Raw genomic sequence first — 13,682 nt, 5'->3', positions numbered from 1 at the left:
GCGCCATGAGCCGCAACCAAGGCATCGTCGTCGACGCGTTGTTCGTCGGCATGACCCGGCCCCCGATGGTCTGGGGAGTCACCTACTCGGCCATGATGTTCAACATCGTGATCACGAGCGAATCCTTCATCGTGACCAAGAACCTCGCGTGGCTGCTGGCGTTCTTGCCGATCCACGGCATGCTCTTCCTGGTCTGCCTGCATGAGCCGCGCTTCTTCGACCTGCTGCAGCTGTGGGGACGCACCCGGCTGCCGGCCATGGTCAACGGCAACCTGCGATTCTGGTGTGCCAACTCGTACAGCCCCCTCGCGGTGGATCTGCCGGACGCGCACGGACGGCGGCGCTCACGCCCGGTCGAGGTGCTTTATCGGGCGCGGACTGAAAGGGGCAAGCCATGCACCTGCTGAGCCGCTCCGAAAGAACGCTGCAGCGCGAACTCAGCGCCGCCGCGATGATTCCCCTGACCGCCCATGTCGATGCGCACGTTGCGAGAACGCGCGCCGGGGACTATGTCCAGACGCTGCGCCTGGGCGGCATCAGCTTCGAGAGCGCGGACGACGAGGACATCAACAACTGGCATGAACGACTCAACGTCCTGCTGCGCAACATCGCCTCTCCCCACCTGGCGATGTGGACCCATGTGGTGCGACGCCGCGAGCTCGGTTATCCCACGGGCCGGACGGTCCCGGGTTTCGCGGGCGAGGTCGAACAACGCTATCGGCAGAAGATGGCGCGCGAAAGGCTGATGGTCAATGAGCTCTACCTGTCGACCGTTTTTCGGCCCCAGTCCACGCGGGTGGGCAATGCCGCATTGCGCTTGCTCAAGCGCACCGACACCGAAGGCGAGCGCGCGGAGCTTCGCGACTCCCTGGACGTCTGCGACAAGCTGCGCCAGGAATTGCTTGTCGCCCTGGAGCGCTACGATCCGCAGCCCCTGGGCATCTATCAACCCGAAGACAGCGACATTCTCTGTTCCTCGCTCGCGGAGTTCTACGGCTTGCTGATCAACGGGGAGTGGCAGCGCATGCCGCTGCCGCGGGCGCCTCTTGACGAGGTGCTGGCGACCACGCGTCCGTTCTTTGGTCATGAAGCCATGGAATACCGCACGGGCACCCAAACCCGGATCGGCGCCTTCCTTGGCATCAAGGAGTACCCGACGCCCACGGCGCCGGGCATGTTCGACGCCTTGCTGACGGCCCCGTTTCCGTTCGTGCTGACCCAGAGCTTCACCTTCCTCGCCAAGGGCAGCGCCACGGACATGATGAGCCGCCAATACCGTCGAATGGCGGCCGCCGGAGATCTGGCGCTGTCGCAGGCGGAAGAGCTCAAGGAGGCCCTGGACGACCTCGCGAGCAACCGTTTCGTCGCAGGAGACCATCATTTCAGCCTCCACGTGCTGGCCGATGCCCAGGACGACGTCGGCGAGCGCGCGCACCAGCCCCGCCTGAAGCAGCTCAACGACCACATGGCCCGTGCCCGCTACCTGTTGGGCGACTCGGGGATGGTCGTCGCCCGCGAGGACCTCGCGCTGGAGGCAGCCTTCTGGGCCCAGCTGCCGGGAAACTTCGGCTACCGCAGCCGCAAGGCGCCGATCACGAGCCGCAACTTCGCGGCGATGTCGCCGTTCCATAACTTTCCCACGGGCCGCGCGACAGGCAACTACTGGGGTAGCGCGCTGACGATGTTCATGACCCGCGCGGGGTCTCCCTACTATTTCTCGCTGCACGCGAGCGACCCGCGCAGTCCCAATGGCGGCAGCCGACGCGACGTGGGACACGTCACCGGCGTGGGTCCGGTCGGTACGGGCAAGACCACCCTGCTGGGTTTCTGCATGGCGGCCATCTGCAACCGCCTCGATGCCACCCAGATCATCTTCGACAAGGACGAGGGCCTGCACATCCTGGTGCGGGCACTCGGCGGCCAGTACCTGCCCCTCAAGAACGGCGCGCCGACGGGCTGCAATCCCCTGCAACTTGACGACTCGATGCCCGACAACGTCGAATTCATGCGGCGTTGGCTGCGCCGCCTGGTCTTGCGCAAGCCCGGCGACAGCCTGACGGTGCGCCAGGAGGATGATCTCGACCAGGCGCTCCAAGGCACGCTGCGCCTGGTGCGCCCCTTTCGGTGCCTCTCTCGGCTGGTCTCCTTTCTGGACGTCACCGACCCCGAAGGCATGCACGCGCGGCTGCGCAAATGGTGTTCGTCAGAGAACGGCGCCTATGGCTGGGTCTTCGACAACGACGAAGACCGCGTGGCGCCCCTGCTTTCGGGCCACGCGCTGGTCGGCTTCGACGTCACGGATTTCCTGGACAACGAGGTCGTGCGCGCGCCGTTGACCATGTATCTCTTCCATCTGGTCCACACGATGGTGGACGGACGTCCCTTGGTGTGCTGGATGGACGAATTCGCCAAGCTCCTGGACGATCCCGCGTTCGCCACGTTCGCCAAGAACGGCCTGGAAACCTGGCGAAAGAAGAACGCCAGCATCGTCACCTTCACGCAGAGCACCAACCACGTGCTCGATTCCAGCATCGCCCGGGCCATCGTCGAGCAGACCCCGACCAAGATCCTGTTTCCGAATCCGGAAGCCGACCATGACGAATACACGCAGGGCTTCAATCTGACGGACCGGGAGTTCGCACTGATCAAGCAGGAACTCGAACCCGGTTCGCGGCAGTTTCTGATCAAGCAGAACCATGTGAGCGTCGTGGCGCAGCTCGACCTCAGGGGCTTCGACGATGCGCTGCACGTCATCTCGGGGCGCACCGGCAATGTCCGTCTCATGCGCGAATTCATCAGGATGCTGGGCCCGCATCCGGATCAATGGCTGGCGCCTTTCCGCACGACGCTGGCAGGAGGGCCTTCCCCGTCAACGTCTTCTCAGGAGGATTCCCATGCGTAGACATCTTCTCGCCCTCGTCATCGCCGGCGCCACCTTTCTGGCGCCGCTGCAGGCCAGGGCCGGCATCCCGGTGATCGACTTCACGGCGATCGCCAATCTCATCCAGCAGGTCATGTACTGGCAGCAGCAGATTTCTGCGATGCAAAAGCAGTACGAACAGCTCCAGCAGGCGAGGAACCAGCTCACGCAGACGTACAACGCGATGACGGGTCCCCGAGGCATGGAGCAACTGCTTCAGACCTCCGATGCGGCGCGCAACTATCTCCCGACCAGCTATGGCGACCTGATGGGCACGGTCAACGGATCGTCGACCAGCTACGCCGGCCTGAGCAACCTCGTGCAATCCGTCATGAAGGCCAACAGCGTGCTGTCGAGCACCCAGCTGGACGCGCTCAGTCCCGAGCTTCGACAGGTCGTCGAGCAGGGGCGGCGATCGGCAGCCATGCTCAACGGCATGACCCGAAGCGCCTACCAGAACACCAGCCAGCGTTTCTCCGCATTGCAGCAACTGATCGACCGCATTGCCTCCGCCCAGGACCCGAAGGCCATCCAGGATCTGCAGGCCAGGATCCAGGCCGAGCAGAACATGCTCACGAACGAGCAGACGAAGCTGCAGGCGCTCTATCAGATGGCGCAGGCCGAAGAGGCTATCCGAACTCAACGCATCCGCGAGAAAGCTGTCAGCGACATCGGCAGCATCAAGACGATCTCAGCCGTCAACTACTGAGCAAGGAAGGAGTCTGAAATGCCTGGACGCAAATGGGCCTACGCTCTAGTTTCCATCTTGGCCGCAGGAATCTACGCGGTCGCACAAGTGAGTGAAAGACGCCACCCTGCAACGCCCGCCGACCCTCCAGCACGGATGCGATCGGAGTCCAGGAATGAAGACACGACTCGCAGGATCTTGGAGGGCATCGGGCACTTCAAGGATCTGAAGTCCATCCCCTTGCCATCGACTCCCGAACATTGAGTGAGCCGGAGCTTCACATGGGATTCTTCGAGCAATTCTTCACCTGGCTGACGGCGCAGCTAAGCGTCTATGTGAGCACCAATGCCGCCCGAATCGCCTCGGCAATCGAACCTGCGGTGGTCACGCTCGCGACTGTCTATGTGATGCTCTGGGGCTTCCTGAGCTTTTCCGGACGAATTCAAGAACCCCTCTGGGAGGGTGTGAAGCGCATTTTCATGGTCGGCATCGTGCTGGGTCTCAGTTTGAGACTCTGGATGTACAACGACGTTGCTGTCGACACATTTACGCGAGGCCCTGACCAGCTGGCCGCAGCCATTCTCGGTTCTGGCTCGACTGTATCCACGGTCGACCAGATCTGGACGGACGGAAATTCGATCGCAGAGCAGTTGTTGAGCAAGGGAAGCGTCCTCAACGAAAACTTTGCCTACTATCTCGCAGGATTTCTTGTCTATCTGCTGATTGGGCTGACGGTCGTCGTCACCGCATTCTTGTTGGCACTGTCCAAGGTCGCCCTGGCGCTGCTCCTCGCGCTGGGCCCGCTATTCATTGGCCTCTTGTTCTTCGACGCCACCAAGCGCTTCTTCGAGGCATGGCTCGCCCAGCTCGCCAACTACGCACTCATCACGGTGCTCGCCACGCTGACGGCGGCACTCCTTCTGCATGTTCTTCGCTCATACACCCAGAATGCCGTCTTGCTGGGAAGCGCGGTCACCGTCACGGAAGGCGCCAGAGTGTGCCTGGCCTCCGCGTTCATCTTCCTTGTCATGCGCCAGGTCATGCCCATTGCTGCGAGCCTTGCAAGTGGTGTCGCGCTCTCCTCGTTCGGCGTGGTCAGCGGGATGGCGCAGTGGGCCATGGGCGGGGCCAAACGCACCGGCTACGAGGTCGGGCGGGGCGTCCTCGACGGCATGGGTCGACAACCCGGAAATCGGTGGGACTCCTTCCGACGCCAGGCGGGTCACCGCATCGGCTCCGGGATCGCCTCGATGGTTCGCGACGGGACATCGCGGCGCGGCGGTACGGTGGTCCCGCGCGAGCGTGCCATGCCCAATCACCGCCGGACGGACTGACCGAAGGGAGCGTTCGATGAGACTCGTGGTCACTCTCCTTGCTTCGGCCCTGATTTCTTCCTGCGGCACTCGCCCGCCGCTGCCGCCTGAGTGCGAAGGGCCGCTCACGCCGATCAATGCCGCGACAGGCACCACCCTCCCGGGAGCGGTCGATGAATCGCAACGCCGGTATTGAAAGCTACCTGGACGAAGCCCGGAACTGGGAGCTCGACCGCGCTCGCCGGTCGGAGCGTTCAGCCAGGCTCGCGTGGGTCTTGACCGCCATCGCAACCGGTATCGCTTTGCTCTCGGTGGCCGCCGTTGCCGGTCTCACACCGCTCAAGCAGCCTGTCCCCGTTCTGATCCGTGTCGACAGCAGCACCGGCATCGTCGACATCGTTCCGGCCTACGAGGGGACGACCGACATCGAACAGGTGGTGACGCGCAATCTGCTGCAGAACTATGTGGTGGCGCGCGAGCGCTACTTTTATGGGATCGCGGAGACGGATTACGAACTGGTCGCTTCGCAGAATTCGCCTCGTCTCAACCAGGAATGGGCCGCTCTGTGGGCCCCAAACAATCCGGCCTCTCCCCTGAATGCCTACAAGGACGGCACGACCATACGGACGCAGATTCGCTCCGTCAGCTTTCTCAAGCTGGAAAGCGGCAGGGACAGGCTGGCCCAGGTCCGGTTCACCCGATACACCCGCGCCGGCGGTACCGGTGACGAGCAGGCGAGTCACTGGGTGTCGACCGTGGAGTTTGCATATGTCCAGCCTTCCAAGGACAACAAATGGCGCTCGCTCAATCCACTGGGTTTCCGCATCGTCGAGTACCGCCGCGAACCCGAGGTCGCCACCGCGAGCGTTCCGGCCCACCCGCAGGAGGCGCGATGAAGCCCTACCGCTGCCCGTGGCGCTTGGCGCTCGAAACCGGCATGGCCTCGCTGCTGTGCTTCGCGGCGCCTTTCGCGGATGCCGTGACCGTGCCCCCTGTGGGCAAGGTGGATGCGCGCGTTCGGATCGTTGCCTACAACGCCGATGACGTCGTCGCGCTGCATGGCTACGTGGGCTATCAGATTCATCTGCGTTTCGCCGAGGGAGAGGAGTTCGTGAACCTCGGCTCGGGTGACAACGGCGCCTTCGATGTGGGCGCGGAGCGCAACCATTTTTTCATCAAGCCGAGGGAAGCACGGGCCGCCACGAACCTCACCGTGCTCACCAACCGGCGGGCTTATCACTTCGATTACGTGGTCTCCGCCCATGCGCCCTCGGGGGCTGCGGCGCGGCGCATGGTGTATTCGATTCGCTTCACCTATCCCGAGGACGAAGCGCGTGCGGCGGCAGCCGACGAGGAACGTCGCCGTGCCGAAGCGCTCATGCGCCGGGCACCTGAAGGGCCTCGCAACAGCGACTACTGGTTCTGCGGCAGCGGGTCGCTGAAGCCCTTGAGCGCTTCCGATGACGGCATCCAGACCCGGCTGCGCTTCCAGGCTCGTGCCGAATTCCCGGCCCTGTTCGTGCAGAACGACGACGGGTCCGAGTCGCTGCTGAACTTCAATGTCGAGGACGACGAGGTGGTCATCCACCGGCTCGCACGACGGTTCATGCTGCGCCGCGGCAGGCTGGTGGGTTGCGTCGTGAACCGGTCCTTCCACGGCGACGGTGCCCGCACCCCGACCCACACGAGCGTGCAAGGCGTCCAGCGACTCACCGCCGGAGACGGCCCATGACCTCGCACAGCGGCGTGGAACAGCCATCTTCATTCGAACGCGGGAACCGACGTCCCGGCGGTGCAGCCGGCGAGGTAGACCCGGCGACCGGGGAGATCCTCGCCCCACGCGACATGCACGAGCGCGCCGAACGCCTGGCAGACGGCGAGGGCGCGTCGGTCGAGGGAGAGCGCACCATTCCCTCGGTCAATCGCGAGCGATCCATCCAATCGAGGATCAGGAGTTCGCTGGCCCTTTCCACCATCCTTCTCCTTGGCGCCGGGTTCCTCTTCTGGTACTACGGCAGCCAGTATTCCCGCAACCGCGAGAGTCTAGAAGCTGCGCGCAGGACGGCCATGGCCCGTGCCGGCGGCGAGATGAAAGTCCCGCCATTGGGGCACATTCAGCCGCCCCGCGCATCCGATGCAGGCTCGGCAGCCAGCGCGGGGCCGCCCCCCGCGCCTGCGGCCGCAGCGGCCAACGGCGGACCTGCCCCGAAGACACCCGAAGAGCTGGCCCTTGACCGGCAGCTGGCCGCCCCGGTCCTGCGGCGTGCGCCAATGCTGCAGGGCGGCAACGCACCCGCGCATGCATCCTTGGGAACCGCCACGGACACGCCTTCCTTCAGCGGGATCGGTAGCGTGCCCCATATGGCGCAACTGCTTGGCGCCGCCCCGGCCTCCGGGTCAGCGACCACAAGCAGCGGGAGCAGTACGCTTGCGGCGAACCTTAAACCGACGCCCACGCCCGCCGTCGCCGCCACGATGCTCGCGACCCGGCGCCTGCTGCTGCCCAAGGGGGCCTTCATCGACTGCACGCTGGAAACGGCGATCGACTCGACCTACGAAGGCATGACCACCTGCATCGGTGCGAACGACATCTACGGTGCGGACGGCAAGGTCGTCCTCCTGGAACGCGGTACCAAGTACGTGGGCGAGCAACGCGGGGCTCCCCGCCAGGGCCAGGGGCGCGTCTTCATCCTCTGGAGCGAGGCGCGCACGCCCACCGGCGTCGTCGTCCAGCTCGCATCGCCCGGGACGGATGAACTCGGCCGCAACGGCCTGCCCGGCTTCGTCGATACCCATTTCTGGGAGCGCTTCGGTGCGGCCATCCTGGTCTCGGTGATCGACGGGACCATGCAGGCCTTCGCCGCGCATCGGCAAGGCGGCTCCACCGTCGGCGGTGGCACCGGCGTGGTGCTGGCGCCGCAGGGCAGCCGCGACGTGCTCACGGAGATCCTGCGAAGCACGGTCTCGATGCCACCCACCGTCATCAAGAACCAGGGCGAGCGCATCCAGATCCTGGTCGCCCGCGATGTGGATTTCAGGAGCGTCTATGCCCTTCGGACCGTCTCCACCCCTCCTTGAACGCGAGTCCGGCGCGACGCCCAGCGGCCTTCAGCCTGCAGGTCAGCCTCCGGGTGCGGCGCCTCCTGGCCCTGCAACGACCCCACCCTCGTCGCTGGCGCTGTTTCTCGGCCCGCTCGAGCCGCTGCTGAACGACCCGGAAGTGACCGAGATCTGCATCAACGCGCCGGGCGCGGCCTTCGTGGAACGGCAGACGGGCTGGACGCGCGAGGCCCTCGCGTTCGCCAGCTTCGAATGGTGCATGTCCATCGCCAAGCTGGTGGCCAACTTCACGCGCCAGCGCGTCTCTGCGAGCGAACCGCTGCTGTCCGCCACATTGCCCGGCGGCGAACGCATCCAGATCGTGCTGCCGCCGGCCACCCTGGAAGGCACCGTATCGATCACCATCCGGCGGCCGTCAGGCGCCATCTGGACCCTGGAGGAACTCAAGCAACGCCACGTCTTCGCGCAGACACGCCGCGCACCCGGGGTGCGAGCGCCGCAGGCGGCCTCTCAAGAGCTGCGCGACGACGACCGCGAGCTCGCGGCGCTTCTCGAGGGCGGGCAGTTCGTGCCTTTCCTGCGCCGGGCCGTCCAGCTGCGCAAGAACATCCTCCTGTCCGGCGCCACCGGGTCTGGCAAGACCACGGTCAGCAAGGCGCTGATCCTCGAGGTGCCTGCGCAGGACCGGCTCATCACCATCGAGGACGTGAAGGAGCTGTCGCTGCGCAACCAGCCCAACCATGTGCGGCTCTTCTATTCGCAGGGTGCGCAAGGGCAGGCGGAGGTCACGCCCAGCCAGTTGCTGACAAGCGCGAAGCGGCAGCGCCCCGACCGGGTCTTCGTGTCGGAGCTGCGCACCGGCGAGGAGGTCTACGACTACCTGGTGTCCGTCAACACGGGCCATCCCGGCTCGATCACCAGCGTGCATGCGGACAGTGCCGAGATGGCCTTCGTGGCCTTGGCCCAGCTCATGAGACGCAGTCCTGCAGGCCGGGGCATGAGCACGCGCGAAGGCGTTGAATTGGCCCAATTGAGCGTGGATGTGGTGGTGCAGTGCGCACGCGAGCGGCAGCACCGGATCGTGCGGGAGATCTGGCATGAACCAGGCACCAAGCTCCGAGGCCTGGCCTAGCCCTTTCAGGATCGCGGTCGCGCTGCTTGCAGCGGCGACGCTCGGCCTGTACCTGGCTGGCTATGTCTTCCTCATCGCGATGAAACTGCCACCGGAGCATGCGACGCTGCTGACCATCTACCAGTACTGGGCGGCCGAAGGCGAGCGTCCCGCGGTGTGGCGCACGCTCCTGGCCTCGCTGGTCGGTTCGCAGGGCCTGACGCTGGGTCTCGTCGGCCTCGCGATGCTGCCGAGGCGGCGCCCGCTCTATGGCGAAGCGCGCTTCGCCAGCCGGCGCGAGATCGCGAAGGCGGGCCTGCTCGACGAACACGGCATCATCCTCGGACGCCTGGGCGGGCGCTATCTGGTCCTGCCGGGCCAGCAGGGGGCCGCGCTGGAAGCGCCCCCTCGCAGCGGCAAGGGCGTAGGCGTGGTGATTCCCAACCTGCTGAACTGGCCCGGCTCGACCATCGTCAGCGACGTCAAGGGCGAGAACTTCATGCGCACCGCGGGTTTTCGCGCGGCGCACGGGCAGGCCGTCCACCTGTTCGACCCCTTGTCCGAGCGCGAGTGCTCCGCGCGCTGGAACCCGCTGGGCTACGTGTCCGAGTCGCCCTACCGCTGCATCGACGATCTGCAGCGCATCGGCACGATGCTGTTTCCCGATCCGCTGGCCGGAGATCCTTTCTGGACCTCCTCGGCGCGCTCGCTTTTCCTGGGCATCGCCCTCTACCTGTTCGAGACCGAGGGGGCCCCACGCACCCTGGGGGAAGTGCTTCGCCAGGGCATGGCCAGCGACGACGAAGGTTTCCAGAAGCACTGGAAGCGGGTGATCGACGCCTGCGACCGGGCCGGCTATCCGCTGTCCCATGAGGCGGTCCAGAGTCTCTACGACGTCATCGACCTCGCCCCGACGACGGCCTCGAGCATCCGCAAGACCTTCACGAGCCGCCTGGACCTGTGGCTCAACCCAATGATCGACGCGGCCACGTCCGCCAACGACTTCGATCTGCGCGAGCTTCGCAAGCGGCCGATCTCGATCTACGTGCAGATCAATCCGGACAACATCGCTCGCCTGCAGCCTTTGCTCAATCTTTTCTTCCAGCAGGCCATCGGCCTGCAGACGCGCGAGCTGCCGGAGCACAACCCGGCGCTGCGCCACCAACTGCTCCTGATGCTCGACGAGTTTCCAGCGTTGGGGCGGATCCCGGTCATTGCGGAGTCCACCGCCTTCCTCCCAGGGTACAACGTGCGCACGGTCATCATCGTGCAGTCCAACTCCCAGCTCGTGGAGAAGTACGGACTCGAAGGCGCCAAGTCCATCCGGAAGATGCTGGCCGCACGCATCGTGTTCCCGCCCAGGGAATACGACGATGCAGAAGCCATCTCGCGCGAACTGGGCACCCGCACGGTCCGGCAAAGGAGCATCAGCCGTCCGATGTGGGGCGGCGCGGGCAAGTCTGCCTCCGTCACCATCAGCGACCAGCCTCGCCGCCTGCTGCTGCCACAGGAAATCAAGGAGCTCGGCTCCTCCCGGATGATCCTTTTCTATGAAGGACTGCGTCCCGTGCTCGCGCAGCGCATCTTCTACTTCCGCGACAAGGTCTTCGCGAGCAGGGAGTTGCCTCCCCCGCCGGTGCCGAAGCTGGACGTGGCCCGATCGGGGTGCGCCGTCACTGTCGCAGGGGCGGTACCCGCCGACAGCGAGGCCGCTGCCGCGGGGGAGTGTTCCGCGCTCCCCGCAGATCCCGGCGCGCCGCGGCCGGTCGGCCGCCCTGCGTCAACGAAAGACGCCGATGTCCGGCGTGGCGGTGAACAGGACGATGAATGGAGGCTGGAGGACTTTTCGTTCGACTTCGACGACGTGGAAATCCCCGTCGAGAAGCTCAGTGAGGAGGACCTCCAGCGCTGGGCCGACGCATTCATGGCGCAGGTCCTCGACTGAAGCCCGAAGACCTGAAGCCGTTCCAGCAGCCGCGCCCGTCACCTTCCCTTCCCCTCATCACAAAGGATGCCACCATGTCCCGCATCGCCCCCCCTGCAGGCCTCGCCACCGACAGCGAGGGCAGCATGTCCGGGGACTTGGCCGGCACTGGCCAAGCGGACGCTACACCCGCCCAGGGCACGCACGCCCGTGTCCCCGACGCCATCGAGCGGAATTACCTGCGCGTCGACGACCGCTATTTCTTCCCCGATCGCACGCTGGCGTTCATCGACGACGGCCATCGCATCCGCGTAGGGACCGAGAACCTCGAGGTACTGCGCAACGTCGTCGCGATCGCGCAAGCGCGCGGCTGGCAGGCAATCTCGCTCAGAGGCACCGAGGCTTTCCGGCAGAACCTGTGGCGCGAGGCCACGCTGCGCGGGATCGAGGTCGGGGGCTATGAGCCGACGCCGGCCGAAATCCAGCAGCTGCAGCGGATGCAGGCGCGCAGGCATCCCTCGCGTGAAGCGGCACAGGCGCCGATGGCCCCGGGCAGCGCACGCGATCCAGGCCAGCAAGACAAAGACAGGCCACGTTCGCGCGAGGGCTCGCGCCCGACCATCCAGGGCCTGCTCGTCTCCGCGGGGGCCGCGCCGTACCGGTTCGACGCGACACAGCGCATGTCCTTCTACGCGACGGTCCGCTCGGAAGCCGGTGAGCGCACCGTCTGGGGCGCGGATCTCGAGCGCGCCCTTGCCGAATCGGCCTCCCGTCCACGCCTCGGTGACGAGGTGGTGCTGCGCCAGGAGGGCACCCATCCGGTCAAGATCCGGGCCGCCTCCCGCGACCTGGCGGGTGACGCCATCAGCGAAAAGACCCTCGTCGTGCAGCGCGCGAGGTGGCGCGTCGAAACCGCGGATCACCTGCGCGCGATGAAGCGCCACGCCGAACACATGCGTACAGGAGGACCTCTCTTCGAGACGTTGCTGCGCCAGGAACCCGGGCTGGCCGCGGCCGGGGCGGTCCTCGAGCTCGCCGCGCAATACGCGCGGCGCGTCACCACCGACCGGGCCTCGCAGCAAGGGCTGATGCACCTGATCCGGGAACGGATGGCCGATGCGCTGGAGCAAGGCCGTTCGATCCGTCTGCCGGCACGACGCCCACGTGCGACACCCCTGCGGATCCGCGTACGCGGCGGCCGAGCCCACGACGAGCCCGACCATGAGCGCGCTTAGCGGGTGTCCACGCCCGAAAATCATGTTCGGCTGCGCCAGCCTTCCGGCGACAACAAGTTGCTGACGCTTTGGCGAAGATCGCAGGACGGTCAGGCCATCAACACGAGACCGGGAAGGTGTCGTAACCCGCAGCGGGTGCGCGGCCCAGGGGGGCGGAGGTCCGTGGCACTCGGCGTGCGGGGCATGCAAGTGGGTGATGCTAGCGGGCCCCGCATGCGCGACTGGCTTCTTCGACCGCCGCCAGAAATGCCTTCGATCGGCTCGCGGCCACAGCCCTGAGCGCATAAGCGTATTCGATGTCTTGTGGATCGGAGCGCGAATCGCCACTCCTGATACAGGGCAGAAACTTCAGGGAGCATACGTCTCTCCCTTGCCGGTACTTCACCTATCCCGGGGAGTTGTCAGCGCTGCCGATCTGCGGGCACTGGCAAACAAGTATCGCGACCTCGCTCGCGACCTCGCACGCGAGAGGTCTTCGGTGGATGGCTCCCAGACGCCATGACGACAAAGCGCTCTGCGGGAGCAGCTTCACGCTCCCCGTTGCATGGGCGCCGCTGCCGTTGCGCGCATCGCCGTTCATGTTTTCCTCATTCGGCCTACTGACAGGAATCCAGCAGCCCGTGCGTTCGCTCTACATCGTCCTCCGCGCACTGCTTGCATCCTTGCGGCAGCGAGTCAGGCGCCGTCCGGCTTTCTGGCCGATGGATGGCTCGCCAGCGGCACGAAGGCGTTCGTTTCCATGTCCAGCGCCTCGATCGAGCCGCTCCCGATGTCGTAGACCCAGCCATGCAGATTCAGCTTGCCCTGGGCCAATGCCAGCGCCACCGACGGGTGGGTGCGCAGATTGTTCAGTTGGGCGATCACGTTTTCCCGAACCATGCCGTCCACGCGCGAGCGTTCATCGGCGTGCGGCTTTGCTTCGTTGATCATCCGCGCGGCGTCGGAATAGCGCAGCCAGTTCTTCACGGCAGGCATCGTGTCAAGGCAGGCGCAGGTCGCGATTGCCTTCATGGCACCGCAATCGGAGTGGCCGCATATCACGATGTCGCTGACCTTCAACGCCGACACGGCGAACTCGACCGTCGCCGAGACCCCGCCCGGCTCCGGACCGAAGGAAGGAACGATGTTGCCCGCATTGCGGATGACGAACAGATCCCCGGGCTCTCGCTGGGTGACGAGCTCGGGCACCATCCGGCTGTCCGAACAAGAGATGAACAGCGCCTTCGGCGTCTGGCTCGTTGCCAGCTCCTTGAAGAGCTGCTTGCGACTGGGAAAGACTTCCGTCTGGAAGCGGAGAAAACCGGCAATGATGTCTTGCATGCGCGAAGTCTAATCTGACTCGCAACTCTCGCGGACGCCCAGACCAGGCCAAGCCGGTTCATCGGCCGCGCTGTCAAGGTGATGTGACCGCTGCATCAAAAAGCAAGTTTC

General features: G+C 65.5%; 11 protein-coding genes. 10 read left to right on the top strand and 1 reads right to left on the bottom strand.

The window, feature by feature from the left end; all coding sequences use genetic code 11:
- The first annotated feature begins 5 nt into the window (after window positions 1-5).
- The 10 genes from ACTJLF_RS16285 (at window position 6) to ACTJLF_RS16240 (ending at window position 12,251) form a co-directional block, all read left to right on the top strand.
- Window positions 6-407, top strand: a complete 402-nt coding sequence (locus tag ACTJLF_RS16285) for a type IV secretion system protein VirB3 (RefSeq protein WP_440883473.1) — start codon at window positions 6-8, stop codon at window positions 405-407.
- Window positions 395-2,902, top strand: a complete 2,508-nt coding sequence (locus ACTJLF_RS16280; protein WP_440883472.1) for a VirB4 family type IV secretion/conjugal transfer ATPase — start codon at window positions 395-397, stop codon at window positions 2,900-2,902. Before ACTJLF_RS16285 ends, ACTJLF_RS16280 begins: the two co-directional genes overlap by 13 nt.
- Window positions 2,895-3,629, top strand: coding sequence for a type IV secretion system protein (locus ACTJLF_RS16275; protein WP_440883471.1), 735 nt, complete (start codon window positions 2,895-2,897; stop codon window positions 3,627-3,629). Before ACTJLF_RS16280 ends, ACTJLF_RS16275 begins: the two co-directional genes overlap by 8 nt.
- Before the next feature lie 260 nt (window positions 3,630-3,889).
- Window positions 3,890-4,942 (top strand): type IV secretion system protein, encoded by a 1,053-nt coding sequence (locus tag ACTJLF_RS16270; protein WP_440883470.1) that lies wholly within the window; start codon window positions 3,890-3,892, stop codon window positions 4,940-4,942.
- Between the two features lie 152 nt (window positions 4,943-5,094).
- Window positions 5,095-5,817 (top strand): virB8 family protein, encoded by a 723-nt coding sequence (locus ACTJLF_RS16265; protein WP_440883469.1) that lies wholly within the window; start codon window positions 5,095-5,097, stop codon window positions 5,815-5,817.
- Window positions 5,814-6,653, top strand: coding sequence for a TrbG/VirB9 family P-type conjugative transfer protein (locus ACTJLF_RS16260; protein ID WP_440883468.1), 840 nt, complete (start codon window positions 5,814-5,816; stop codon window positions 6,651-6,653). Before ACTJLF_RS16265 ends, ACTJLF_RS16260 begins: the two co-directional genes overlap by 4 nt.
- Complete coding sequence (gene virB10 / locus ACTJLF_RS16255; RefSeq protein ID WP_440883467.1) at window positions 6,650-7,999, top strand: type IV secretion system protein VirB10; 1,350 nt, start codon at window positions 6,650-6,652, stop codon at window positions 7,997-7,999. Before ACTJLF_RS16260 ends, virB10 begins: the two co-directional genes overlap by 4 nt.
- Window positions 7,947-9,113, top strand: coding sequence for a P-type DNA transfer ATPase VirB11 (gene virB11 / locus ACTJLF_RS16250; RefSeq protein ID WP_440883466.1), 1,167 nt, complete (start codon window positions 7,947-7,949; stop codon window positions 9,111-9,113). Before virB10 ends, virB11 begins: the two co-directional genes overlap by 53 nt.
- Window positions 9,079-11,037 (top strand): type IV secretory system conjugative DNA transfer family protein, encoded by a 1,959-nt coding sequence (locus tag ACTJLF_RS16245; protein WP_440883465.1) that lies wholly within the window; start codon window positions 9,079-9,081, stop codon window positions 11,035-11,037. Before virB11 ends, ACTJLF_RS16245 begins: the two co-directional genes overlap by 35 nt.
- 74 nt (window positions 11,038-11,111) lie before the next feature.
- Entirely contained in the window at window positions 11,112-12,251 is a 1,140-nt protein-coding gene (locus tag ACTJLF_RS16240) for an LPD7 domain-containing protein (protein WP_440883464.1), read from the top strand.
- Between the two features lie 675 nt (window positions 12,252-12,926).
- Here ACTJLF_RS16240 and ACTJLF_RS16235 read toward each other — a convergent pair.
- Window positions 12,927-13,571, bottom strand: a complete 645-nt coding sequence (locus ACTJLF_RS16235; protein WP_416491231.1) for a carbonic anhydrase — start codon at window positions 13,569-13,571, stop codon at window positions 12,927-12,929.
- Window positions 13,572-13,682: the final 111 nt, after the last annotated feature.

It is taken from the genome of Variovorax sp. 22077 (assembly GCF_052044195.1).
GTDB classification, from domain to species: Bacteria; Pseudomonadota; Gammaproteobacteria; order Burkholderiales; family Burkholderiaceae_C; genus Variovorax; species Variovorax atrisoli.
Note: the sequence above shows the minus strand (reverse complement) of the source record. Positions and strands in the feature narration are given on the sequence as shown.

Excerpts from the sequence above, each read along its gene's own strand:
- ACTJLF_RS16285 (WP_440883473.1), top strand. The coding sequence starts at position 6 with ATGAGCCGCAACCAAGGCATCGTCGTCGACGCGTTGTTCGTCGGCATG.
- ACTJLF_RS16280 (WP_440883472.1), top strand. The coding sequence starts at position 395 with ATGCACCTGCTGAGCCGCTCCGAAAGAACGCTGCAGCGCGAACTCAGC.
- ACTJLF_RS16275 (WP_440883471.1), top strand. The coding sequence starts at position 2,895 with ATGCGTAGACATCTTCTCGCCCTCGTCATCGCCGGCGCCACCTTTCTG.
- ACTJLF_RS16270 (WP_440883470.1), top strand. The coding sequence starts at position 3,890 with ATGGGATTCTTCGAGCAATTCTTCACCTGGCTGACGGCGCAGCTAAGC.
- ACTJLF_RS16265 (WP_440883469.1), top strand. The coding sequence starts at position 5,095 with ATGAATCGCAACGCCGGTATTGAAAGCTACCTGGACGAAGCCCGGAAC.
- ACTJLF_RS16260 (WP_440883468.1), top strand. The coding sequence starts at position 5,814 with ATGAAGCCCTACCGCTGCCCGTGGCGCTTGGCGCTCGAAACCGGCATG.
- virB10 (WP_440883467.1), top strand. The coding sequence starts at position 6,650 with ATGACCTCGCACAGCGGCGTGGAACAGCCATCTTCATTCGAACGCGGG.
- virB11 (WP_440883466.1), top strand. The coding sequence starts at position 7,947 with ATGTGGATTTCAGGAGCGTCTATGCCCTTCGGACCGTCTCCACCCCTC.
- ACTJLF_RS16245 (WP_440883465.1), top strand. The coding sequence starts at position 9,079 with ATGAACCAGGCACCAAGCTCCGAGGCCTGGCCTAGCCCTTTCAGGATC.
- ACTJLF_RS16240 (WP_440883464.1), top strand. The coding sequence starts at position 11,112 with ATGTCCCGCATCGCCCCCCCTGCAGGCCTCGCCACCGACAGCGAGGGC.
- ACTJLF_RS16235 (WP_416491231.1), bottom strand. The coding sequence starts at position 13,571 with ATGCAAGACATCATTGCCGGTTTTCTCCGCTTCCAGACGGAAGTCTTT.